The following is a 24,627-nucleotide window of genomic DNA, read 5'->3' on the forward strand; positions in this document are numbered from 1 at the left end:
TCCAACATAAATAATTACACCGACATTAATAGAACAGCACTCCATAAAAAACGAACCAGGCTAGTATTCACAAGGTGTTACATAAAATTATCTTCGCCGCCAGAGAGGTAATCGAACACTATTTCATCAAACACATTTTATGCAACTTCAACCTTTGCTTAGTACTCTAATTGAACGCATCAAATTAACATTGAAAATCTCTTCATTTAATCGTTTTCCCTTTCTCGTTTGTACACTTTTTATTCAATTATTCACGAAGCAAAATGTGATTTTGAGAGAACTTTTGCACGAAACTGTCATGTTACCGACACAAATGCGAAATATATCATGGTTATTCTCACACCTATTGTGGTACTTAAAAAACTCCACAAGGACTGGTTACAACAGTTTAGATAAAGAAGGGTAAAGGTGGCTTATGGAAGGCTTTCAACTAGATGAGATTTTCAATCTGGATACTACCTCAACAACAAGATCTCGCGCTAAACCAGTAAAAAGAAAGTGGCGTGAAATAGAAGAGATGAACGACAGACGTAACTTACTTAAAGAACTACGTGAACTTGATGTTTGCAACGACTACAGCTTAGACGACATCAAACTCTAATTTGAACAAAAGGCACCCTAACGGTGCCTTTTGTTTTTGTATAGAGCGGGGTTACATGTCCTGATTCTCTACGTCTAAATGTTTACGTGGACGGAATTCTTACTCAATGAGAATTAGCCGTTCTTTTTATCGAGAATTGGTTATGTTGAATTTCCATTCAATTCTCAAAGAATAAGAATTACCACAAATAAACCCGAGCAAGATTTATAGATACTCGGGCTTTGAGTGAGTTAAACAAACTCCATATCGCTTTGACGAACGCGCTCGGCAAGCTGTTTGTAGCGATCCGCAATCGTGTCACCAAATACAGGGTCGTCTTCGCTCTCGGTCCACAGACTTTCAACGTGTTGCCAGTCTTCAGTAGTAAAAAGCTCTTCAATTAATGGCAGGATTTTTCTCTCTTCGAGCTCAAGGTGACGCTTTTGCGACTCAATGAAATCTTCTAGCTGAGCAATAAAGATGTCTTGAGGAACAACCGCATCTTGCAAAATCATCTCAATGAGCATCGAAAACTCTTTGGTCTTCTCGGCGAGCTCTTGGTGCTCTTTCTCCAAGTTTTCCATGGTTTGTTGCTTACCGTAATGCTTGAGGAAATGATGGTAGAGAATGTCTTCTTTCGGATGATGAATTTTTTCCGAATGGTTTGAGAGGTAATCAACAATCTCGCTTACTAGCGAGTAATTAATGGCGTTTTCTTCTTTTATTTCGTTGAGTTTATGGCGCAATATAGCCAGCAGGCGAACCATGTAGCCGTGTTCGCGTCGAATTCTTTCGATCATCATAGCGTCTCTCCTTAACACCTACTTTCAATAAGTGTACATGAGAAATTCGCTACCAGCTTCGAGCATGCTCAAAAAAACAGCGATCATAGCACTATGATCGCTGTCTCTTCTTTTATACCGTTAACGGTAAATGCCAGTTGATTGGCTCTTTTCCTTGCGAAGCAAGTAATTGGTTTGCTTGGGAGAAATGCTTACAACCCAAGAATCCTCGATGAGCAGACAATGGCGATGGATGCGGCGCGGCTAATACATGGTGCTTCGAGCGGTCGATGAAACGCCCTTTCTTCTGAGCGTTAGAACCCCATAAAAGGAACACGACCCCATGCTGATGCTGGTTTATCGCTTCAATCACTCGGTCTGTGAATGTTTCCCACCCTGTTTTAGAGTGTGAGTGCGCTTTGCCTTGCTCAACCGTCAAAACCGTATTGAGCAACAATACGCCTTGCTCTGCCCAGCTTTGCAAGAATCCGTGCTGAGGGATCTGAAATCCTTCGATATCTTGAGCCAATTCTTTATACATGTTCACGAGCGACGGTGGCGTTTTGATTCCAGGAAGCACTGAGAAGCACAAACCATGCGCCTGATTTGGACCGTGGTATGGGTCTTGTCCTAAGATCACCACTTTCACATCGTTAAACTCCGTGAAACGAAATGCGTTAAAAACATCTTTTGCTGGCGGATAAATCGCTTTGCCTGCTGCTCGTTCTGCTTCAACAAAATTCAACGTGTCTACAAAGTAGCTCTGCTTTTTCTCTTCGCCGATCACATCGTGCCAAGTGGGTGACTGATTCATGGAAAGTTCCTGTCCTAAATTTTGCTTCTATTCTAACGAGCGAAACCCAAACAAACAAAAACTTACCACGAACTTGAGAACAGTAATAAAAGGCTAATGCTTCTGCGGCGTTCTAAAATGACCTTGCCCAGTAATATGGCGATTAGGCATCGGCAGACGCAATACGCGGCGACTGTAAGCATAGGGAGCAAAAGAGAGTGGTCGAGACATAGTGGCATCCTTCTTTCTTAATTCAAATTGACTTAAGCGACTAAGAAAGAAAGGTGCCAACTTTGCGATTACATTATTGGTTGTTAATAGCGGCTAAATGAAACTGACGCAGTGCGTTGATCTCTTGCTGCCAGATGTCCGGATCAATTGTTTCTAAAATCAGAGGGATACCATCAAAACGAGAGTCTTTCGCAATGTACTCGAAACAATCCCACCCGATCTCTCCTTTACCTAAAGAATGGTGACGATCCACTTTGCTAGCAAACTCTACTTTTGAATCATTTAGATGCATTGCTCGCAAATAGTGCATACCCACAATACGGTCAAATTCAGCAAAAGTGCGTTCGCAATCTTCTTTTGTACGCAAGTCATAACCAGCCGTAAAGGTATGGCAGGTATCAATACAAACACCGACACGATCTTTATCTTCCACTTGCTCGATGATTTCAGCTAAGTGCTCAAACTTCCAGCCAAGATTTGTGCCCTGCCCCGCAGTATTCTCAATCACCGCTACCACATCAGGTACAGTTTTGTGCGCTAAGTTGATTGACTCAGCAATCGTTGCCAAGCATTCCTGTTCAGAGACTTTCTTTAGGTGACTACCCGGGTGGAAGTTAAGCAAAGTCAGTCCCAACTGATTACAACGCTCCATTTCATCGATGAATGCAGCGCGTGACTTATCCAACTTGTCCACTTCTGGAGCACCTAAGTTAATCAGGTATGAGTCGTGCGGGAGAATATGTTCTGTGCTGAAACCCAGCATTTTACAGTTCGCTTTAAATGCACTGATGGTTTTTGCTTCTAAAGGCTTCGCCACCCACTGGCGTTGGTTTTTTGTAAATAGTGCGAATGCATTCGCGCCAATTTCGCGAGCTCTCAACGGCGCTTGATCGACCCCACCAGCAGCAGAGACATGTGCACCAATGAGTTTATTACCAAACTTGTTTTTCATGTTTGTCATTTAATCACTTTAGACTTTCAGTATCGCTACCCAAATACAGATAGTTGCGTTAATCAGTTTAAATTTTAAGCTCAACTTGTAGTAAATTTACAACAAATTGAGTTATTAAATATTTTTTATATTATCAAATAAATTGTAATTAGTATGTTTTCAAAGGTTTTATTGATTTAACTCAACAAAATCACCTTAATAAAAATAATGTTTTTGGTTGTTTTTTGACTTAAATCAATATTAAAATAGTGGATATTAGCTATATAATACTCAGCTCAACAAAAATTCGAAAATTAACACCAATAATCACCACGTAAGTGGTCTAGGAGATAGTGATGATCCAAGGTATCCAAATTACTAAAGCAGCAAACGACGAACTACTAAACTCAATCTGGCTACTAGATAGCGAGAAGAATGAAGCACGTTGTGTTGCTGCAGCAACTGGTTACGAAGCAGACCAAGTTATCGCAATCAGCGACCTAGGTGAATACGAAAGCCGCGAAGTAGCTATCGAAACTGCACCTCGCATCGAAGGTGGTCAACACCTAAACGTGAACGTTCTTAAACGTGAAACGCTAGAAGATGCAGTTGCTCACCCAGAAAAATACCCACAGCTAACAATCCGTGTTTCTGGTTACGCAGTACGCTTCAACTCGCTAACGCCAGAACAACAACGTGATGTTATCGCTCGTACATTTACTGAGACTCTATAATAGAGTACGCTCAAGTAAGTTTTAAAAACGGCGCTCAATGAGCGCCGTTTTTTATATTCGATTTCTGCCCGAGACCAGCCCTATAAAAACAAAAAGGCGGAGACAATGCCCCACCTTTTATCGCATATTCAGTTTTGGTTACTGAACGCGGCGTAATACTGTTTTTAGTGCATCAAAATCCGCATCAAGATCTTCAGACAACAACTCCATCGCAGCATGTTTAGCTAGTGGTGCAGGCAGTTCGATATCCGTCTGAAGAATATCATCTACAACCTCTTTGAACTTCGCTGGGTGCGCAGTACACAAGAACAGACCCGTTTCACCTTCTTGCAGTTGCTCTTCCAATACGCGGTAAGCAATCGCACCGTGTGGCTCACATAGGTAGCCTAATGCGTACAAGTCTTTTACTGATTGTGCGCTTTGTTCATCAGAAACTGCGCCTTTACCTAGTGTCTCAAGGCCCCACTCTTTCACACGGCACAGCTCTTCGATACGTGGCCAGTTGTTCGGTTGGCTCACGTCCATAGCATTTGAAGTGGTTGCAACCGTTGGTTTTGGCTCCCATTTACCCGTTTCGAGGTAACGAGGCACCGTGTCATTCGCATTGGTAGCAGCAATAAAACGTTTGATAGGTAAACCTAGCGCTTTTGCTAATAGACCTGCTGTTAGGTTACCAAAGTTACCGCTTGGTACTGATACCACGAGGTTTTCACGCTCTTGCTTACTCATTTGCGCCGCAGCTTCAAAGTAATAACAGATTTGTGCCATCAAGCGGCTGATGTTGATTGAGTTTGCAGAGTTCAGACCGATCTCTTCACGCAGTGCAGCATCATCAAAGGCTTGCTTAACAAGAGCCTGACAAGCATCGAAGTCGCCATCGATCGCTACGGTGTGAATGTTCTTACCAAGCGTACAGAATAACTTCTCTTGCAGTGGGCTGATCTTACCTTTCGGGTAAAGAATCACAACATTAATGTCTTCCATTCCGTAGAAAGCATGCGCAACAGCTGCGCCAGTATCGCCTGACGTTGCGGTCAAAATGGTGATCTTGCCGCCATTAGAAACTGCCGCAAGGGATTGCGCCATGAAGCGGCCACCGAAATCTTTAAATGCTAACGTCGGGCCATGGAAAAGTTCTAGCGCGTAAACGCCTTCTTTTACTTGGTTGATTGGTGCTGGGAATTGGAACGCAGCGTCAACCATTGCGTTAACTTGCTCTTCCGCCAGTTCATCACCAATCAGTGCTGATAGGATCTTAGTGCTACGAGAGACAAAATCTTCTGCTAACAACGCATCAACGTCTTCAAATTTTGGTAATTCCGATGGAAAAAATAGGCCTTGATTACGACCTAATCCTTGGCGAACGGCTTGGCCAAAGGAAACTTGTTCATCATTTTCTTTTATATTGTAAAGCTTCATAGCTCACTTCCTGTTACTTTCGAACCCTGCTTATCTAAACGACAAACGTGGACGAATCCTTCTTCGTTTTGTACGTAATTTTGTTCTAGCCAGCGAGCAACTCGCTCAGCGACATCTTTCTGTTTGCAAATACTGAACAGTGTCGGACCACTGCCAGAAATACCAGTTGCTAACGCGCCTGCTGATGCTGCGTACTGACGCGCATTCGCAAAGCCCGGAAGCAGTTTCTCACGATACGGTTCTGCGATCACGTCTTTGATCATTTTTGCAGCGAGTTCAGGCTGACCAGAGTGACATGCATGAATAAAGCCCGCAAGGTGACGGCCATGGGCAATGATATCTTGTCGACGATATTGAGATGGTAGGATTTCACGCGCTTCAGCCGTCGACACTTTAATGCCCGGATACGCCATCACCCAATACCACTCGTCAAAGCAAGGGACTTCTTGGCTGATGATGCCTAGCTCTTCAAGCATCAACTGGACACCACCAAGGTAACATGGAGCAACATTGTCGTAGTGAATACCACCCGAAATTTTACCTTCCATTTCACCCATTAAAGCCAGTAATTCCGTTTCATTCAAAGGCTGGTCGTGGAATCGGTTTAGCGCGTCCAACGCTGCCACAATAGAACAAGCACTTGAGCCCAAACCAGAACCAATAGGCATGTTTTTCTCTAGCGTCATTTCAAGTGGTTTTAGCTCAATGCCTTTTTTGTCCAGTTCACGAGCAAACACCACCCAACAATCGTAAACGATGTTCTCTTTTGGATCGGTTGGTAACTTCGAAACAAAGTGCCCAGCAGTGTTTAGACTGAACGGCTCAGTCCCTGCTTTTACTTGAACTCGGTCACCCAACAAAGTGCCGTCAACTGGGGACACTGCCGCCCCCAGCACGTCAAAACCTACGCTAACATTACCAATTGAAGCTGGGGCATAAACCACCACGCCCATATCACTTGCACTCATTCTTGTTATACCCCTAGTTTCCAACCTAAAGTACGCATTACATCCGAGAATACGCCTGCTGCCGTCACTTCTGTACCGGCACCGTAACCACGCAGCACTAAAGGAATTGGCTGGTAGTAGCGACTATAAAACGCCAACGCGTTTTCACCGTCTTTAATTTTGAACATTGGATCATTTTCATCGACAGCGGCCATGCTCACTGTGCACTTGCCATCATTAATTTCACCAACATAACGTAGCACTTTGCCTTCTTCTGCCGCTTTCGCAGATAACTCTTTGAAGTACGCGTCCGCTTCTGGCAAACGAGCCATAAATTCATCAACACTGCCTGAATCATCAAAGCCTGGTGGTAGCGCTTGGTCAACGACCACATCTTCAAGCTCTAATGACATACCTGCTTCGCGAGCTAGGATGAGCAGCTTACGCGCAACGTCCATACCAGAAAGGTCATCACGAGGATCTGGCTCAGTGAAGCCATTTTCTTTCGCAATATTCGTCGCCTCGCTCAGGCTCATACCCTCGTCAAGTTTACCGAAGATGTAAGACAGTGAACCTGACAAAATGCCACTAAATCGTTCAAGCTCATCGCCTGCTGCAATCAGGTTTTGTAAGTTTTCGATAACCGGTAGGCCTGCCCCTACGGTTGTTTCGTACATCAACTTGCGACGCGAGCTACGAGCGACATCGCGAAGCTGATGGTAGTACGCCATGCTTGCTGTGTTTGCTTTTTTGTTTGGCGTGACCACGTGGAAACCTGCTGCTAGAAAGTCTGCATATTGATTTGCAATGTCTTCACTAGACGTACAATCCACAAGTACAGGGTTGATGATGTGATTGCGCTGAACTAACGCGATTAAACGAGCTAGACTGAATTCTTCTGTTGCCGCAGACATGCGGTCGCGCCAGTGTTCTAGTGGTAAGCCTTCACTATCGAGTAGCAAGCCTTTGCTATTTGCTAAACCACACACTCGAATCACGATACCTTTTTCTGCCAGTTTGGATTGCTGACGTTGGATCTGATCCACCAGCTCACCGCCAACACCGCCAACACCAACAACAAACACATCGAGGAAGTATTTGGAGTTAAATAGGTTTTCGTGACACGCTTTGATCGCCTCAGAAATTTTGTCTTCCGGAATTACCGCAGAGATAGCACGCTCTGAAGAACCCTGCGCAATCGCGACGATATTAACGTTCACTTCCGCAAGAGAAGAGAAGAAACGTGAAGCAACACCACGGGATGTACGCATGCCGTCACCAACCAAGGTAACGATAGAAACATCATCGATAAAATCAACCGGTTCCAATAGACCGTCTTTTAGTTCAAGCTCAAACGCATCCGCCAGAACTTGTTGAGCTTTCAGCTTATCATCAGCCTCGATACAGAAGCTGATGCTGTACTCAGACGATGATTGAGTAATTAATACAATAGAGACACCAGCAGAAGACATCGCACCAAATACTCGGCTCGCCATGCCTACCATCCCCTTCATACCTGGGCCTGATACGTTAACCATGGTTAGGTCGTTAAGCGTTGTAATACCTTTGATCGCAAGATTATCTTCTCCAGTATCTTGGCCGATAAGCGTACCCGCGCCTTGAGGGTTAAAGCTGTTTTTGATCAGACATGGAATGTGGAATTGCGCGATAGGAGCAATGGTCTTCGGATGCAGAACGGATGCACCGAAGTAAGAAAGCTCCATTGCTTCTTGATAGCTGAGTGACTTAAGCAGTCGTGCATCTTCAACCAATCGAGGATCGCAGTTGTAAACGCCATCCACGTCCGTCCAGATTTCACAACAATCAGCACGTAAACAAGCCGCTAATACTGCCGCTGAATAGTCAGAACCGTTACGACCCAGCGTCACCAATTCGCCTTTTTCATTACCCGCAGTAAAGCCCGGCATGATGTTCACATGATCTTTAGGAAGAGGATTTTGACGGAAGTTCTGTGTCGATACATCAACATCCACCATGGCTTCTAGGTGATCGCCTTTCGCATACAGATATTCAACAGGATCAATGAGGTTCGCTTTTTGCCCTTTGGCTTCCAGTACCGCCTTCATCAATTGAATCGAAACTCGCTCACCTTTACTGATGATGCGAGCATTGACGTTGTTTGGACACATACCAAGTAAGTTGATGCCGTGCACAAACTGACGCAGTTGAGAAAGAGAGGTTTTAACTTGGTTATCGAACGCCGCACCTTCTAGGTTAGGCAATACCGCTTGGATATCAGCAAAAAGCGTTTTAAACGACTCTTCCAACTCATTGATTTGCAGCTCAGCTTCACCATTGCGAAGTGCACCTTCAATGACTGCTACTAACTTATTCGTCGTTTTACCCGGCGCTGAAAGTACAACGGCCACTTCTTCTTGTTGAGCGTTATTGGCAATGATATCTGCCGCTCTCAAAAAGCGATCTGCATCCGCTAGTGATGAACCGCCAAACTTCAATACTCGCATCCCTTCCTCCGATGTATTTTCTTAATTTTTGTCTAAATTCTGTCTAAAAACGCATAAAAAAAGGCCTGTATCTTGTTGGATACAGGCCTTTTTTGTGAATTTCTTTCGCTCAGCAGCCTGCCCCAACATTTGTCGTGTCGGTAATAATAATGGTCGTGGTCATTACTACTAGGCTGTTAGATGGCATAAATAAATATTCAACGTTAATCGTGTTTGCTTATATCTACGTTTACCGAGTTTCCTATTCAGAGTCAACAAAAAATTGTTTATTTTCCAGTCTTCCAGAGGTTTATTCTGCGTAATGTCATTGATATATAAGTGTAATTACTTACGCTTGATTTTAAGAAAAACATCCTTGTTTTCTAACTTCAGGAGTTAATGCCATTAAACGAACGGTGATTAGGAGCTATAGGTAAGCGGATCTTTCTCATAAAGCGCAAGATCAAACATTTGGACGGTGTTGTTTCTAGTTAACAACAACTTAACTGTGATCAATGTTCCTAGGATCGAATTATTTAGAAAATAGATGTGTTGGCTTTCATATTCTATGCTTTAATAGTGAGAAGCTTTTAGCAGATACTAATAAAAAAGTTAGACACAAGGAGTGGTGGACATGAAAAAATGGCTTTTTCTGTTACTGTTTTTAGTGTCTGGCGTTTCTTTTGCTAACGATCTCCCTCCCCTTCCAGGGAAAACAAGCACGTCTCCTCACAAACTGTTTATCTCAAGTGAAAGTTACCAAACCGACAGCTTTGATGTATGGAATATTGATGGTGGCTACGCCTATGAACTTTTTGATTCTGTTGACCTTTATGTAGGTGCGCGAGTCAATAACTCTCCGACTCAAAACCAAAGCGGCTTTCTCAGCGGGATCAGCTACCACTTCAATGATCGTGTCACCGTAAAAAGCACCGTAAGATCTTACAAATCAGAGAATAGCAACGGCATTCAAACCGAAGACAGTAGCCTCGCTGCTGAACTTTCTAGCCGCGTGAAAATTACCGATAAGTTAGACATTCACGCGACGTTGGATTACCAAGATTGGCAACAAGGCTTTGAGGTAGGTTTAGGTTTCCGATTCTAAAAATCGAGTGCTTCTTTTGAAATCAACACCCCATTCCAATCGGCATAAACATGATGTTTTGGTTGAACAATTTGGTTCAGCATCGTTAACGTCACGTTGACTTCACCCACACCACGCTTTTCCGTTTTAAACGGGCATGTACCCAGCGCTTGCACTCCTATGTCCATTTGCGACATTTGTGCCACATCACGCACTGCTCCGTACACGATGATACCTTCCCAACCATTTTCGATACCGAGTATCGCCAGCTGATCACCAAGCAGCGCTTTTTGGCAGGAACCGTGTCCATCAACAATCAAGACTTTGCCAGTGCCATCCTGTTCTAGAACTTCACGTACTTTAGAATTATCGTGATAGCAACGCACTGTGACAATTTCGCCATGAAAGGCGGTACGTTGACCAAAGTTCTGTAGTGGTAAATTTAGCAACGTCACTTGGTCTTCAAATTGGTCACAAATATCTGGTGTTATGTCTCTCATATTTCCTCCGTGAATTTGCTCGCTCGGGCATAACCCCAACGAGAGATATCCTGTTATACGAGCCTGTCGTTAATTTTTCCTAGCCAATGTTTTTTGCTCGGTACCGCGCACGCAACTAAGTAAAGATCACCATCTATCACATAGTAAATGGCATTTTGTTGAAACGCTTTTGCCAATCGCACAGCCTCTTCTAATGATATATCCGCCGCAAAACTCTCTTCACACCATTCAAAGCTGCGATCACCTACGTTAACGAGCACGTAATTCGCGTGTTTAAGTTGTTTTGCTAACTCTTGATTACTTATGCAGTTCTCTTTCTTTGACCGCAAATTACTGTAGGGGTTCCAAGCAGTTATCACCGCATAACTTGACGTATGCCATTCAGCCTCAAAATGAAAAAAAGATTCTGAATAAGCATTCCATAACGATACATCTATGTTCGTATTACTTTTTTCTATCATAACTCTTAAACGATTAATAACAGTTACATTTCATCAATTGATGTAAATCAACAAACTGAATGGAATTAACATTTGAGCATTGTTAGCATGCTGTTAACAATATAAAATCCGCTCCATATCTTAGGGTGTTTACGTTTCATGCCCTGCAAAGCAAGGAACTGAAAGGTAAACAAGCCCTATAGAATAAACGTCGCCATTGGATACTGGTGAGTTGGCAAAATTCCAAGGAAGGCGGATAGCTGAAAGAAGTGTTTTTTTGATCAACTTGATTTATTATCAAAATCACATTACCTGTATGTTATATTTTTGCCTAGAATTTATTCTATTAGCACAATTTTGTCACAAATTTAGGTACCGCCAATGCAAACCCCGCAGATTCTTATCGTAGAAGATGAGCAAGTAACTCGTAACACTCTTAAGAGTATTTTTGAAGCAGAGGGATACGCTGTTTTTGAAGCCAGTGACGGTGAAGAGATGCACCAAGTGTTGTCTGACAACTCTATCAACTTGGTCATTATGGACATTAATCTTCCAGGCAAGAATGGTCTACTGTTAGCACGTGAACTACGTGAGCAAGCGAACATCGCTCTGATGTTCCTAACAGGCCGCGACAATGAAGTAGACAAGATCCTAGGTCTTGAAATTGGTGCTGATGACTACATCACAAAACCATTCAATCCACGTGAATTGACTATTCGTGCGCGCAACCTGCTAAGCCGCTCAATGAGCACTAACGCAGTTCAAGAAGAAAAGCGCTCAGTAGAAAAATACGAATTCAACGGTTGGGTGCTAGATATTAACAGCCGCTCACTAGTGAGCCCTGCTGGCGATAGCTACAAGCTGCCTCGTTCTGAATTCCGTGCACTTCTGCACTTCTGTGAGAACCCAGGTAAGATCCAAACACGTGCTGATCTTCTTAAGAAGATGACTGGCCGTGAGCTTAAACCACATGACCGTACTGTCGACGTAACGATTCGCCGTATTCGTAAACACTTCGAATCAGTATCTGGTACGCCAGAAATCATCGCGACTATCCACGGTGAAGGCTACCGCTTCTGTGGTGACTTAGAAGACTAATTCAGTCTGCTAGAAATACGAAGGGCTTGCTCATTGGAGCAAGCCCTTTTTCTATGCGGGAAAGAAACTAATAAACCTTGTTTATCTTCACGTGCTTTTCAACAAGCCAACGTTGTTTACCCGCATCATCAAGCAGCAACGCCAAATCGACGGATTTATCTGTATCGGCTTCAACTTGCCAAGTAAACGTCACTTCCCACTGATTTTCGCTGTGAGTGCGAGTTTCCAAGTCCCCACCATCAATCATCCACTCGGTAGTACCCTGCTTTATAATCAAAGCCTCAGCAGTCAAATTCGCAGGCAGCTGTTTGTCGCCTTCCAGATACAAAGCACCTTGAATACTCAACTCTTGAACGTCTTGCACAGGCTCTTCCTCAATCGCAGGCATTAAGTTCACCCAAAGATTGCTCTTTAGTTCAACATTCACCTGATTCATCGTAATTTGGCTGCCTTGTTGCCAGTTCACTTGAGAAACAGAACTACAACCTACGAGCGATGCAATAAGTAAGGCTACGGGTGCAAGTTTCTTCATGTTATTTCCTTTGATCTAACCAACTTTTGAGTACCTGAATATCGTTTTGGTATTCATTCTTTATCTCTTCGACCCAGTCAGAAATATTTTCCCACCATGCCGGCATATCCGGGGATTGCGCTTTTTGAGCAACGCTTTGGATACGTTTAAGACCAATAGATCCTGCCGCACCTTTGATTTTATGCGCTTCAGAAACAATGCCATCCTGATCTTTTGCGGTCATGTTTGAGTCTAATACCTCAATGTAATCTGGCATCATGTCTTCAAACATCTTGATGCTGTCGTACACGGGTTTAACGCCGACAATATCCACATAAGACTCTAGCATATCCAGATCCAGTAGATGTGTCTCAATCACAGGAGAAGGCGCCGCTTCTTCCTTGACTTCAGGCTTAACAATCACCGCGGGTTTATCGACTCGATCAACAAAGAACTTATCTATCACTGACTGAATAGCATGCACAGCTAATGGTTTACTGATTGCGTCATCCATTCCATTTTCTAAGTACTCTCGACGATCTTTCATCACGTTCGCCGTTAACGCCACCAACGGAGGTAAGTGGTCATAATGCTCACGGTAGTACTTCGCCACATCAAACCCTGTCATGTCTGGCAGTTGAATGTCCAACAGCGCAAGGTCGTATTGATCCGGCACAAAGTTGACTAACGCCTCTTCCCCAGTCATCGCGACCGTCACGGAATGCCCCAAACTTTCTAGCAGCGACTTAGCCACCGTCACGTTAAGTTCAATGTCTTCAACCATAAAGATGTTGAGATGCACATTGTCGCGCTTCGCATCGATTACCGGCTCTTCGAGTTCAACAATAGGAACGTGAATCGACACAGTAAAAGTACTACCAAAGCCTTCTTCACTTGTGACCGTAATGTCCCCATCCATCATATTGATCAGCTGTTTCGAAACCGCTAACCCAATGCCTGTACCTACCGCATGCAAGTTGTCTTTGCCCGACTTAACTTGATAATACATAGCAAAAATCTTATCCAGTTCAGCTTCAGGAATACCGATGCCGGTGTCTTCGACTTCCATAATAATGGTCGCGAAGTCTTCTTCAACATCAGCGCTGACTGTCATCACAACGCCACCTTCTTTGGTGAACTTCATCGCGTTGCTCACTAGGTTCCAAATCACCTGACGTAAACGGGTCGCATCCACCTCGATCGCTTTTGGTAAGTCACTCAAACGTTCTAAGTCGAAACGCAGTCCTTTTTGTTCCGCCATGAGCGCCGAAATACTCTCTATCTCGGCGACAAAGTCTTCAAAGTTCAATGGCGCAGGTAACAGTTCAAGCTTGCGACGGTCGAATTTGTCCATATCGATGATGTCATTGAAGATATTCCCCAACGTAATCGCACTCACGTTGATCGTCTGCATGTGCTTACGCTGCTCTTCCGTCAGCTGGCTATCAAGCAACATTCGACTCAAGCCAACAATGCCGTTTAACGGTGTGCGAAGTTCATGGCTAATTGTGGAGATAAACGTCGTTTTATCTCGGCTGGCTTTTTCTAGAGATTCTTCGTGACGCTTACGCTCAGTAATGTCTCGCCCAAAACCAACCAACCCCAAGTGGCGACCGTCTTTGCTATAGAATGGTACTTTGCGCAATTCAAAATAGTGTTTTCGCCCATCAGGGTATTCCAACCATTGCTCGTAAGTGATCGCTTGGTTGTCGCTAAAGACTTTTTGGTCGGTATCTACGATTGGTTGCGCAATTTCTTTACTGTAGACATCCCACGGGCTCAAGCCGACAAGTTGATGCTCTTTCTTGCCCGTTAACTCTTCCATCGCTCGGTTACAACCAGAGAAGACGCCATCGGCATTACGGTAATAAATCAAATCAGGTGACGCATCGATGAATGAACGTAACAAGGCGGTACGCTCTGCTAACTCTAATTGCGTTCGCTCACGCTGGAAAACCTCATTTTCTAAATCCTGCATCGCCTCTTCACGCGCTTCTTCCGCTTTAATCCGCTCTTCAATCTCTAGATTGAGCTTTTCGATGTTCTGCTGTAGTTGGAAGTTCAGTTCTTGGTCGCGTGAACGCATGTCTTTCAATTTAGAAACCAGCTTCGTCAATCGTTGACGAGACTCTTCTAACTGATCAACCACCACAGATAGGAAGTAAACGGCCCAGGGCGTGATTAGCAAACCAAAGAAAACGGAACGTACGATGTCGATATCATCGACGCGCCCTTTGAGAGCCAAAGTGATACCAACTTGTACGACGACAGCAAGTGCCACCAGCGCTAGGGCTAACAAAATTGAAAAACGGACAATCCCTAGTTTCACCAGTAAGTCTACATAGTACTGGGCGAGATTTTTCATGGGCTTCATTCACTACTCCATGGCACAAGCAAGCTATCAACCCGACATATTGAAAACGGGCAGATGTACAAGGCCTAACGCAATTTAGGTCTGTTTGATTTTGAGGCATTCACCTTGATGAACTGGCGAGAATCATAGGATCACAGACGAGAACACAAGGTATAAGCAGTTTAACGTGTTTAATACGGTGATTTAAACCGCTTGCTATCAACTTAGAGCAAGCGGTCACAAAGCGCTAGAAGGAACTAGGGTGGATACAGGTGCGATTACGGCCATCGGCTTTGGCCTGGTATAGCGCACTGTCGGCCATAGCGATGCCCATTTCAGGCTCATCACCATGCTGAGGAACGTAAGAAACAAAGCCGATACTCACACTAAGGTGTTCTGAAGCTTCCGAACTACCGTGCTCCATATCAAGCTGTCTAATCTGTTGATGAATGCGTTGAGCGACTTGCTCTGCGCCTTCTGTTGTCGTGTTTGGCAAGATAAAACCAAATTCTTCACCACCGTATCGAGCCACGCAGTCTGAAGAACGGTTGACCACTTGCTTGAAGACCGCCGCGACACGAATCAACGCCTCGTCGCCTTGTTGGTGCCCGTAACAGTCGTTGTAATCTTTAAAGAAGTCGATGTCGCACAACATGATAGTCAAAGGCAATTTTTCACGAATATGGTGATACCAAAGTACATGAAGACGTTCATCAAATCGGCGTCTATTCGCCACTTGCGTCAAGCTGTCCATAAAACTCAATTTCTCAAGTTCAAGGTTCGCTTGTTCGAGTTTTTGCTCGGCGAGATAACGCTCTGAAATATCACGCGCCATGATAAGAACGCCATTCGTACCCGATGCCTTGTCTTTAAACGGCGATTTCACCACATCAAACCACGTAATATGGCCATCACTACTCACGACCTTATCGATATACCTTACCGGTTCCGCTTGTCGTAGAGCGTGTAGGTCGCTCGTTTCCAACCGCGTGTACATTTCAACGGGAATGACATCTTGAAGACGTTTACCAATCAAATCAGAAACTTCCGATATACCTAAAGCGTTTACAAATGGCTTATTGCACGCTTGGTACACCATGTTCTCATTAAAGATACCGATAGAGTCAGGGCTTGCATCTAAGATTGTTTGAAGAATGGTGTCACGTTGAGCCAAGGCGACTTCAGTGTCTTTACGACGTTCCATTTCATCACGTAAGTTTTGCTGAATCTTATGCCACTCCGTCACATCGTGACTAATAGACAACGTTCCGAGTAGCTCACCACTTGGCGATACTAATGAGCTTAAATTCACTTCAAGCAAGCAGCTGCGACCTTGCGTGTCCGTCGTCCATTTGCGTTCACTTTTACGGGTAGCGACTCGGCTCGCCGTTGCAGTGATGGCTTCTTCTCGTCGCCCCTCCCAAAACTGGTCAAAGGCACGATTCGTCGTCAATAAGTTACCTTGGCAATCTTGCAAGCAGATCAACTCGGACAGCGAATCTAGCGCTGAGCGAGCCATCTCTAACTGCGCCAACTCTTGCTGCTGCTCTTGTAAAGTGACTTGATAAGGTTGCGCGTACATGATCCAAACACGATGACCACGTAGCAAACTCTTTCGGCCGGACAATTCAACCTTAATAGATTCGTTTTCAGATAAACGCCAATCAAAGACTTGGTGACGGAAATAGCGACTGGAAAAACTATCTAGCAACGAAGAAAGTTTGTGAAGCTCAAACAAAGCTGGGTACAAAAAGCCTGTACCCAGTGAGCGAATGCCAAGCAACTGCATCGCTGCTTGATTCGAAAGTAGGATTTGTCCATGGCTGGCATCTAGCACCAGCACTGGATAAGGCGAATCAGTAATAAGCTGCTTAAGTGCGTTTTGGAAACGAAAGTAGATAAGTGCTATCGCAATCGCACTGACTATCGATAGCAGGACAATATATCCATAACTCTCCTGCCCATTCCAAAGCCAATTAAGTAACTGATCCATTTTTCCACCTATAAAGCAAACTGCTAAAAATATATCAGTTATTTATTGAGCAATCTGCTTTTAATTCCGGCTTCGTGTAGATAAAAGGTTTTCCTATTAAGCAGCCTTGAGCGCCATCTTTATTTAATGCGCGACCAATTTCAGTCATGGCTAACCAACGGTTTTCACACCAAAGCGGGGACAACAACGTTGGACGACGAGCTGCGGAAGAGACACGATGAAACACAACATCAGCGGGCGTCATACGAATCATTTCACTGGCAATCGCAACATATTCTTCCAATTCAGGAGCTTCTAATCTGCCAGCTCTCCAAGCTTTCGCCATCGTACTGCCTTCCACAATATGCAGGCCATGTAACTTGATGCCATCAGTGCCCACGGCCAGCACTTTTTGCAGCGTTTCAATATTATCGTCGCGGGTTTCTTTCGGTAATCCAACAATCAAATGAGTACAAACTTTGATCCCTAAGGATCGAGCTCGCTGAGTGATCTCCGCATAACATTCAAAATCATGTCCGCGGTTGATGCGTTTGAGCGTATCGTTATTTGCAGTTTGAAGACCTAGCTCGAGCCAAATTTCATAACCTTGGTTTATATAATCTGACAGCAAATCCAATACCGAGTCAGGCACACAGTCTGGGCGAGTTCCCACACACAAACCCACAATATCAGCAGCTTTGAGCGCTTCTTCATACATATTTTTCAGTACTTGTACTTCTGCATAAGTACTGGTGTAAGCCTGAAAATACGCCAGATATTTCTTCGCTCGATGGATTTCCCCAGCACGATCTTTCAACTGTTCATGAATACTTTTGATTTGTACTTCTTCGTCAGCAAACGAAGCCACATTACAAAATGTACAACCACCTCGGCCAATCGTGCCGTCGCGGTTTGGGCAACTAAAGCCACCATGTAAAGTCAGCTTATGGACTTTTTCGCCGTAACGACGCTGAAGATCTTGGCCTAGAGTATTGACCAACTCATGTAACTGCATAGATTCTCACCAATAGTAAACCGTAATAAATCTCACTACGATTTATGTAACTAAATTACATCCCTGCAAGAAAAAACAAACAATATTACTCAATTCAAACAACGCCCAATCGGTGTGAAATCAATAAACTTGCATAAATACAGACAAAAAAGCGTCATGTTGCGTAAATGTTAAACTAAAAATGCATATTTAAACGAAAAAATTGGGTCACAGAGGCGACTTTTCATTGCAATCCGAAGTAACAAAATTGTAGGATACTTACACAACCCCGCATTTTTTGTGACTTTTATTACAGCACGCACAGCGGGAATTGTCGGTGTTATCCCACTCCCACCTATATAAATCACTAAATAGTGAGAATAAATAAAGGGATATCACCAAGGATTGTTTTTCTCGCAATACTTTTCCTGCGAGATACGGAAAGGAATCAAGACCAGTCAACCTCGACTGGTGGCGATAATAAATATAAAGGACAAGACGCATCATGTGTCACAAGGCAACTTCGGTCTGCCTCGTACCTTTGCGTCGCATTGAACTGGAAGGATGTATCTATGGTAGATAGAGAGCAAAATTCACAGGGTCTATACACTCCGGAATTGGAGCATGACGCTTGTGGTATCGGTTTTGTTGCTCACCTTAAAAACCGTAAATCTCATGAAGTTGTGACTCAAGCATTGGATATGCTGGCTCGCATGGAACACCGTGGCGGTCAAGGTTGTGACCCATGCAGCGGTGACGGTGCGGGTATTTTGTTGCAAAAACCTCATGAATTCCTATTAGAAGAGGCCGTTAAACTAGGCATTAAACTGCCTTCGTTTGAAAAGTATGGCGTTGGTGTCGTTCTTTTCCCGAAAGACGAATACAAACGCGAACAATGCCGTGACATTTTAGAGCGTAATGCCAAACGCTTAGATCTCGAAGTCATCGGCTACCGCGTATTACCAACCGACAACTCCATGATTGGTGCCGACCCTCTAAGCACAGAGCCTCAATTTGAGCACGTGTTTATCTCCGGCGGCCCTGGCATCACACCTGAAGAGCTAGAACGCAAACTTTACGTACTTCGTAATTACACCGTACGCGTTTGCCTAGAAAGCGTTTCGAACATTGGTGACGACTTCTACATTAACTCAATGTCTTACAAGACATTGGTGTACAAAGGTCAGTTAACGACAGAGCAAGTGCCTCAGTACTTCCTTGATCTGCAAAACCCGACCATGGTGACCGCTCTGGCACTGGTACACTCTCGTTTCTCTACCAATACCTTCCCGAAATGGCGTCTTGCACAGCCTTTCCGTTACATCGCTCACAACGGTGAAATCAACACAGTTCGCGGTAACTTGAACTGGATGAAAGCCCGTGAAGCGATCCTAGAATCAGACCTGTTTACTCAGGCTGAAATCGACATGCTTCTTCCTATCTGTCAGGAAGGCAGTTCAGATTCATCAAACTTTGATATGGCACTTGAGCTCCTAGTTCTTTCTGGTCGTAGCCTGCCACATGCCTTAATGATGATGATCCCTGAAGCATGGCAAGAAAATAAAAACATGGATCTTAAGCGCCGCGCGTTTTACCAGTACCACGCGAACATTATGGAACCGTGGGATGGCCCGGCATCTGTCTGTTTTACCGATGGTGTTCAAGTAGGTGCTACGCTCGACCGCAACGGTCTACGTCCTTCTCGCTACACAGTGACCAAAGATAACTTCTTAGTCATGGCATCAGAATCTGGCGTAGTGGATATTGCACCAGAGAACGTAGAGTTCCGTGGTCGTCTGCAACCAGGTCGTATCTTCGTTGCGGATCTAGAGCAAGGTCGCATCATTTCTGATGAAGAAGTGAAAGACACCATCGCAACAGCACAACCTTACGAGAAGTGGGTTGAAGAAAACCTACTGAGCTTGAAGAAGCTGCCTGATGCGAGCAACCAGTTCAGCCAACCTAAGCCAGAACATCTTCTACACCGTCAACAAGCGTTTGGCGTAAGTACTGAAGAAGTGAACGAAATCATCGTTCCAATGGCAAATGAAGGTAAAGAACCGCTATCTGCAATGGGTGCTGACTGGCCGCTGGCCGTGCTGTCACACCAGTCGCAACATCTTTCAAACTACTTCAAGCAGTTGTTTGCGCAGGTAACCAACCCACCGATCGACCCGATCCGTGAGCGTATGGTAATGTCGTTGAATACTTACTTGGGTAAAGACCAAAACCTTCTGACAGAAACGCCACTTCACTGTCAGAAAGTGGAATTGGAATCGCCAGTTCTGGCTAACTCTGAGCTTGAGAAACTGCGTGCAATCGACAATGAGCACCTGCAAGCCAAAACTCTGGATATCGTATTCCAAGCCAGTGAAGACCAAGGCAAGCTTGAGCGCGCACTAAAACGTATCTGCCAATACGCCGAAGATGCGGTTATCGATGGTTACTCAATCATCCTTCTAACTGACCGTGCAGTGAACTCAAACCACGCGGCGATCCCAGCAATGCTGGCAGTTGGTGCAGTACATCACCATTTGATCCGTAAAGGTCTACGAGCGAAGTGTGACATCGTGGTTGAAACCGGTGACGCGCGTGAAACGCACCACTTTGCAACGCTACTTGGTTACGGTGCGAATGCGGTTAACCCTTACCTAGTGATTGAAACCATCATTGAACTTCAACGTACTAAGAAGTTGGATCCAGAAGCGAACCCTCGCGATCTGTTCAACAACTACCGTAAAGCGATCAATGGCGGTCTTCTGAAGATCTTCTCGAAGATGGGTATCTCAACCCTGCAGTCGTACCATGGTGCGCAAATCTTCGAAGCATTGGGTATCCACAAGTCAGTGGTAGACAAATACTTCACTGGTACGGTTTCTCGCATCCAAGGTTTGACTCTGGATGACATCGCGAAAGAAGTGTTGATTCGCCACCGCATCGGCTACCCACAACGCGAAATCCCAATTCAAATGCTGGATGTGGGCGGTGTTTACCAGTGGAAACAACGTGGTGAGAAACACCTATTCAACCCAGAAACTATCTCTCTACTCCAGCAATCAACTCGCAACAAAGATTACGAGCAGTTCAAGCAGTATGCGAGTGCCGTCGATAAACAAGGTGACAACGCGGTAACGCTACGTAGCCAACTGGAATTCATCAAGAACCCTGCGGGCTCTATCTCTATCGATGAAGTAGAACCAATCGAAAGCATCGTGAAACGCTTCGCGACAGGTGCAATGTCATTCGGTTCTATTTCTTACGAAGCTCACTCCACACTGGCTGTTGCGATGAACCGTCTTGGCGCGAAATCGAACTCTGGTGAAGGTGGTGAAGACCCAATGCGCTTTGAGCGCAAAGAAAATGGTGATTGGGAACGCTCTGCAATCAAACAGGTGGCTTCTGGCCGTTTCGGCGTAACCTCTTACTACCTAACTAACGCTGAAGAGCTGCAAATCAAAATGGCTCAAGGCGCGAAGCCGGGTGAAGGTGGTCAGCTACCAGGTGATAAAGTGGATGACTGGATCGGTGCCACTCGTCACTCGACTCCAGGCGTCGGTCTGATCTCACCACCGCCACACCACGATATCTACTCAATCGAAGATTTGGCTCAGCTGATCTACGATTTGAAAAACGCCAACCGCGCTGGTCGTGTAAACGTGAAACTGGTATCGGAAGCGGGCGTAGGTACGATCGCTTCTGGTGTTGCGAAAGCAAAAGCGGACGTAGTGCTTATCGCAGGTTTCGATGGCGGTACGGGTGCGTCACCAATGTCTTCAATCCGTCATACTGGTCTTCCTTGGGAACTGGGCTTGGCAGAAACCCACCAAACGCTACTGAAGAACGGCCTACGTAACCGTATCGTTGTTCAAGCAGATGGTCAGATGAAGACACCTCGTGACCTTGCAGTCGCAACACTACTAGGTGCAGAAGAATGGGGCGTAGCAACCGCCGCATTGGTGGTTGAAGGCTGTATCATGATGCGTAAGTGTCATAAGAACACCTGTCCTGTTGGTATCGCGACTCAGAACAAAACACTTCGCGAGCGCTTTGATGGTCGCGTAGAAGACGTCGTAACCTTCTTCCAATACATGGCCCAAGGTCTGCGAGAAATCATGGCTGAACTTGGCTTCCGCACTATCGATGAGATGGTAGGGCAAGGCCAAAAACTGAAAGTTCGCCAAGACGTTTCTCATTGGAAATACAAGAACCTGGATCTATCTCCTGTACTTCATGTTGAACAGCCTCGCGAAGCTGATGGCGTATTTAACCAAGCGCAGCAGAACCACAACCTTGAAGCAGTACTAGACCGTAAGCTGATTCAAGCCGCAATTCCAGCTCTAGAAAAAGGTGAAGCAGTAAGTGCTGACTTCCCTATCGTTAACACAGACCGCTCTGTCGGAACCATGCTGTCTAACGAAATTTCGAAAGTGTACAAAGACCAAGGTCTACCTCAACCAATGAATGTCAAATTCAAAGGTTCTGCAGGTCAATCTTTCGGCGCATTCCTCGCTAAGGGCGTGAAGTTCGAAGTGGAAGGTGATGCAAACGACTACTGGGGTAAAGGCTTATCTGGCGGTACTTTAGTGCTCTACCCTGACGCGAAATCCAGTATTGTCGCTGAAGACAACATCGTAGTTGGTAACGTATGTTTCTACGGTGCAACTTCGGGTGAGTCTTTCATTCGCGGTATGGCAGGTGAGCGTTTCTGTGTTCGTAACTCAGGCGCGAAAGTGGTTGTAGAAGGTGTCGGTGACCACGGTTGTGAATACATGACGGGCGGTGCAGCCATCATCCTTGGTTCAACAGGTCGTAACTTTGCTGCAGGTATGAGTGGCGGCGTGGCTTACGTATGGGATAAATCGGGTGACTTTGAGTCGAAACTAAACCCAGAGCTGGTTGACCTAGACCCAATCGAGCAAGAAGACAAAGATCTATTACTCGACATGCTAACCAAGCATGTTCAATTCACAGGAAGTGAAGTCGCTCAGTCTTTCCTAGATAACTTTGAAGCAAGCCTAGCCTCTATGGTTAAGGTGATGCCGCGTGACTACAAAGCGGTTCTTCAAAAGCGTAAAGCTGAGGAGGCTCAGTCTCAAGGAAATGAAACTCAAGCGGAGGCAGTGTAATGGGTAAGCCTACTGGATTTTTAGAGCATGGTCGTGAACTACCACAGAAGATCGACCCAGCTGAACGTATCAAGAACAACAAAGAGTTCGTTCTGAACGAGGAGTTTGGTAGCAAAATCAATACTCAGGCTTCTCGTTGTATGGATTGTGGTGTGCCGTTTTGTCATAACGGCTGCCCTATCGGCAACATCATCCCAGAATTTAACGATGCGGTTTATCGTGATAGCTGGGAAGAAGCATGGAACATTCTAAGTTCAACCAACAACTTCCCGGAGTTTACTGGTCGAGTTTGTCCCGCTCCTTGTGAAAGTGCATGTGTGCTTGGCATTAACCAAGACCCAATCACTATCTGTAATATCGAGAAAACCATCGTGGAAACGGCGTATCGTGAAGGATACGCCAAACCAAAAACTCCGCGTTCTCGCACTGGTAAAACCGTCGCTATTATTGGTTCTGGCCCTGCGGGTCTTGCGGCTGCCGAGCAGCTAAACAGCGCAGGCCATACCGTGACCGTATTCGAGCGTGACGAGAAAGTGGGTGGTCTGCTGCGTTTCGGTATTCCAGATTTCAAACTGAGCATGGAAGTCATTGATCGTAAGATCAATCTAATGGCAGAAGCTGGCGTTGAGTTTAGAGTAAATCAACACGTTGGTGTCGATGTAAACGCGCAACAACTACGTCAAGAGTACGATGTGGTACTGCTGACTGGTGGCTCAACCGTTCCTCGCGATCTTCCTGTTCCGGGACGCGATCTAAAAGGCGTGTACTTTGCAATGCAGTTCCTAGGACAAAACAATCGCCGAGCAAACAACATGGATCTAAAAGGTGAAGAAATTCACGCAGCAGGAAAACATGTTGTCGTAATCGGTGGTGGTGATACCGGTTCAGACTGTGTGGGTACATCAAACCGTCACGGCGCAGCAAGCATAACTCAAGTTGAAATCATGCCGATTCCACCAGAGAAGCGCCCAGCCAATATGCCTTGGCCTCAATACCCAATGATCCTACGCACTTCGACTTCTCATGAAGAAGGTGTCGATCGTCACTGGAACATCTTGACCAAAGAGTTCATCGGTAACGACAAAGGTGAAGTTACAGGTCTTCGTCTTGCAGATATCGTTTGGGAAGATGCGAAATCAGGCGAGCGCCCAAGCTTTAAAGAAGTAGAAGGCAGCGAGCGCGTGATCCCATGTGACATGGCTTTCCTAGCGATGGGCTTCCTGCACCCAGAACCAACTGGCGTGCTTGCTCAACTGGATATCGCACTCGATGATCGCGGCAACGTTGCAACGCAAGGTTTCGCGACGAATCAAGAAGGCGTATTCGCCGCAGGTGATATGCGTACAGGCCAATCTTTGGTGGTTCGTTGTATCAACGAAGGTCGCGAATGTGCTCGTGCTATTGATGAATACCTGATGGGTGGCACTAACCTTGAAGCAAAAGCAAATTCGCTAATGCTTTCAGCATAAAGGGGGCATTCACGCTTCCTTCTTTCAAAGTCATCACTTAGCCATCAGCGATATCGATGGCTAAAGACCAAGAAAGAAAACAATTCCTTCCAATCTTTATCTTTTGACCAGCATTTTATGCTGGTCTTTTTTATTCCTCCCAGCATCAAATGTTACTTTTTTGTAACAATCAATTTTCTATCTCATTGAAATTATTAC

The 24,627-nt window shown here is 45.1% G+C and carries 18 protein-coding genes and 1 other annotated feature; of the genes, 6 read left to right on the plus strand and 12 right to left on the minus strand.

Annotation, left to right across the window (positions count from 1 at the left end; all coding sequences use genetic code 11):
- Window positions 1-415: 415 nt before the first annotated feature.
- Complete coding sequence (locus tag ACF8OV_RS08630; protein WP_005459060.1) at window positions 416-601, plus strand: DUF3545 family protein; 186 nt, start codon at window positions 416-418, stop codon at window positions 599-601.
- A gap of 230 nt (window positions 602-831) precedes the next feature.
- Here the strand turns inward: ACF8OV_RS08630 and ACF8OV_RS08635 are convergent, their stop codons facing one another.
- The 3 genes from ACF8OV_RS08635 to nfo form a co-directional block, all read right to left on the minus strand.
- Entirely contained in the window at window positions 832-1,383 is a 552-nt protein-coding gene (locus ACF8OV_RS08635) for a hemerythrin domain-containing protein (protein ID WP_005459058.1), read from the minus strand.
- Between the two features lie 112 nt (window positions 1,384-1,495).
- A complete protein-coding gene (gene ung, locus ACF8OV_RS08640) occupies window positions 1,496-2,176 on the minus strand; it encodes a uracil-DNA glycosylase (protein WP_203504950.1) in 681 nt (226 codons plus the stop codon).
- Between the two features lie 283 nt (window positions 2,177-2,459).
- Window positions 2,460-3,347, minus strand: coding sequence for a deoxyribonuclease IV (gene nfo, locus ACF8OV_RS08645; protein WP_203504952.1), 888 nt, complete (start codon window positions 3,345-3,347; stop codon window positions 2,460-2,462).
- Window positions 3,348-3,673: 326 nt separating this feature from the next.
- On the opposite strand from nfo, the gene grcA reads away from it, so the two are divergent.
- Window positions 3,674-4,051 carry an autonomous glycyl radical cofactor GrcA gene (gene grcA / locus ACF8OV_RS08650; protein ID WP_005459053.1) on the plus strand — a complete coding sequence of 126 codons (378 nt, stop codon included), beginning with the start codon at window positions 3,674-3,676 and terminating at the stop codon, window positions 4,049-4,051.
- Between the two features lie 138 nt (window positions 4,052-4,189).
- Here the strand turns inward: grcA and thrC are convergent, their stop codons facing one another.
- From thrC to thrA, 3 genes are read right to left on the minus strand one after another with little or no spacing between them, the layout of a single operon-like run.
- Window positions 4,190-5,470 (minus strand): threonine synthase, encoded by a 1,281-nt coding sequence (gene thrC, locus ACF8OV_RS08655; RefSeq protein WP_029823505.1) that lies wholly within the window; start codon window positions 5,468-5,470, stop codon window positions 4,190-4,192.
- Complete coding sequence (thrB, locus tag ACF8OV_RS08660; RefSeq protein ID WP_005479586.1) at window positions 5,467-6,423, minus strand: homoserine kinase; 957 nt, start codon at window positions 6,421-6,423, stop codon at window positions 5,467-5,469. The genes thrC and thrB overlap by 4 nt, the downstream gene beginning before the upstream one ends.
- Window positions 6,424-6,443: 20 nt before the next feature.
- Window positions 6,444-8,903 carry a bifunctional aspartate kinase/homoserine dehydrogenase I gene (thrA, locus tag ACF8OV_RS08665; protein WP_005479590.1) on the minus strand — a complete coding sequence of 820 codons (2,460 nt, stop codon included), beginning with the start codon at window positions 8,901-8,903 and terminating at the stop codon, window positions 6,444-6,446.
- A 54-nt stretch (window positions 8,904-8,957) separates the two neighbouring features.
- Window positions 8,958-9,077 (minus strand) — a sequence feature (Thr leader region).
- 439 nt (window positions 9,078-9,516) lie between these two features.
- On the opposite strand from thrA, the gene ACF8OV_RS08670 reads away from it, so the two are divergent.
- On the plus strand, window positions 9,517-9,987 hold the full coding sequence (locus ACF8OV_RS08670) for a hypothetical protein (RefSeq protein WP_005460677.1): 471 nt from the start codon (window positions 9,517-9,519) through the stop codon (window positions 9,985-9,987).
- Here ACF8OV_RS08670 and ACF8OV_RS08675 read toward each other — a convergent pair.
- A complete protein-coding gene (locus ACF8OV_RS08675) occupies window positions 9,984-10,466 on the minus strand; it encodes a putative 4-hydroxy-4-methyl-2-oxoglutarate aldolase (protein ID WP_005460676.1) in 483 nt (160 codons plus the stop codon). The two genes, ACF8OV_RS08670 and ACF8OV_RS08675, sit on opposite strands and share 4 nt — an antisense overlap.
- Window positions 10,467-10,519: 53 nt before the next feature.
- Window positions 10,520-10,927 carry a DUF3293 domain-containing protein gene (locus ACF8OV_RS08680; RefSeq protein WP_203504954.1) on the minus strand — a complete coding sequence of 136 codons (408 nt, stop codon included), beginning with the start codon at window positions 10,925-10,927 and terminating at the stop codon, window positions 10,520-10,522.
- A gap of 360 nt (window positions 10,928-11,287) precedes the next feature.
- Between ACF8OV_RS08680 and arcA the strand changes: the two genes are divergently transcribed.
- Window positions 11,288-12,004 carry a two-component system response regulator ArcA gene (gene arcA / locus ACF8OV_RS08685; protein ID WP_005479585.1) on the plus strand — a complete coding sequence of 239 codons (717 nt, stop codon included), beginning with the start codon at window positions 11,288-11,290 and terminating at the stop codon, window positions 12,002-12,004.
- 67 nt (window positions 12,005-12,071) lie between these two features.
- Here arcA and ACF8OV_RS08690 read toward each other — a convergent pair whose 3' ends face one another.
- The 4 genes from ACF8OV_RS08690 to ACF8OV_RS08705 all read right to left on the minus strand — a co-directional run bounded on the left by ACF8OV_RS08690 (window position 12,072) and on the right by ACF8OV_RS08705 (window position 17,855).
- The gene (locus tag ACF8OV_RS08690) at window positions 12,072-12,536 is read right to left on the minus strand and encodes a hypothetical protein (protein WP_203504956.1); all 465 of its coding nucleotides are present in this window, start codon (window positions 12,534-12,536) and stop codon (window positions 12,072-12,074) included.
- A gap of 1 nt (window position 12,537) precedes the next feature.
- The gene (gene arcB, locus ACF8OV_RS08695) at window positions 12,538-14,889 is read right to left on the minus strand and encodes an aerobic respiration two-component sensor histidine kinase ArcB (RefSeq protein ID WP_005488721.1); all 2,352 of its coding nucleotides are present in this window, start codon (window positions 14,887-14,889) and stop codon (window positions 12,538-12,540) included.
- A 226-nt stretch (window positions 14,890-15,115) separates the two neighbouring features.
- Complete coding sequence (locus ACF8OV_RS08700) at window positions 15,116-16,861, minus strand: diguanylate cyclase (RefSeq protein WP_005455892.1); 1,746 nt, start codon at window positions 16,859-16,861, stop codon at window positions 15,116-15,118.
- 34 nt (window positions 16,862-16,895) lie between these two features.
- Window positions 16,896-17,855 carry a TIGR01212 family radical SAM protein gene (locus ACF8OV_RS08705; protein ID WP_203504958.1) on the minus strand — a complete coding sequence of 320 codons (960 nt, stop codon included), beginning with the start codon at window positions 17,853-17,855 and terminating at the stop codon, window positions 16,896-16,898.
- 551 nt (window positions 17,856-18,406) lie between these two features.
- Between ACF8OV_RS08705 and gltB the strand changes: the two genes are divergently transcribed.
- Together gltB and ACF8OV_RS08715 are read left to right on the plus strand one after the other, a co-directional pair.
- Entirely contained in the window at window positions 18,407-22,960 is a 4,554-nt protein-coding gene (gltB, locus tag ACF8OV_RS08710) for a glutamate synthase large subunit (protein ID WP_317675903.1), read from the plus strand.
- The gene (locus ACF8OV_RS08715; RefSeq protein ID WP_005497129.1) at window positions 22,960-24,429 is read left to right on the plus strand and encodes a glutamate synthase subunit beta; all 1,470 of its coding nucleotides are present in this window, start codon (window positions 22,960-22,962) and stop codon (window positions 24,427-24,429) included. The genes gltB and ACF8OV_RS08715 overlap by 1 nt, the downstream gene beginning before the upstream one ends.
- Window positions 24,430-24,627 lie beyond the last annotated feature (198 nt).

This window comes from Vibrio sp. GLN_1 (assembly GCF_043106015.1).
Classification (GTDB): domain Bacteria; phylum Pseudomonadota; class Gammaproteobacteria; order Enterobacterales; family Vibrionaceae; genus Vibrio; species Vibrio parahaemolyticus.